This is a genomic window from Streptomyces sp. MBT53 (assembly GCF_016654115.1).
Lineage (GTDB): Bacteria > Actinomycetota > Actinomycetes > Streptomycetales > Streptomycetaceae > Streptomyces.
This window is the reverse complement of record NZ_JAEQAZ010000506.1, coordinates 1-466: the sequence shown is the minus strand read 5'-3', so window position 1 is coordinate 466 and position 466 is coordinate 1. Positions and strand designations below refer to the sequence as shown.

At 75.3% G+C, this 466-nt stretch carries 1 pseudogene; it reads right to left on the bottom strand.

Annotated elements, in window-relative coordinates:
* A pseudogene (locus JHN45_RS52510) lies at window positions 1-397 on the bottom strand (ATP-dependent helicase HrpB); the annotation flags it as partial.
* Window positions 398-466: the final 69 nt, after the last annotated feature.

Here is a 466-nt window from a genome sequence, read left to right as displayed (position 1 = left end):
GCCGGGCGCGCCGCAGAGCAGACGCAAGATCGTCGCCGTACTCCCGCGGAGCCTCCTCGCTGAGCAGCGCGACGACCTCCGCACCCGCCGCCCCCGTGTCCAGCAGCGCCCGCCCCAACCGGGGATGCAACCCCAGCCGAGCCAACTGCGCACCGCGAGCCGTGGCCCGCCCATCCGGGTCGACCGCGCCCACCGCGGTCAGAACACCCCGAGCCGCCGCCATCGCTCCAGCCGGCGGAGGATCCAGCAACGCCAGCCCGGACGCCCCAGGATCCCCCCAGCACGCCGCCTGAAGGGCGAACGCCGTCAGGTCGGCCACCTTGATCTCGGGCGCCGGGAAACGCGGCAGACGCGCGTCCTCGGCCTCCGCCCAGCACCGGTACACCGCCCCCGGCGCCCGAGATCAAGGTGGCCGACCTGACGGCGTTCGCCCTTCAGGCGGCGTGCTGGGGGGATCCTGGGGCGT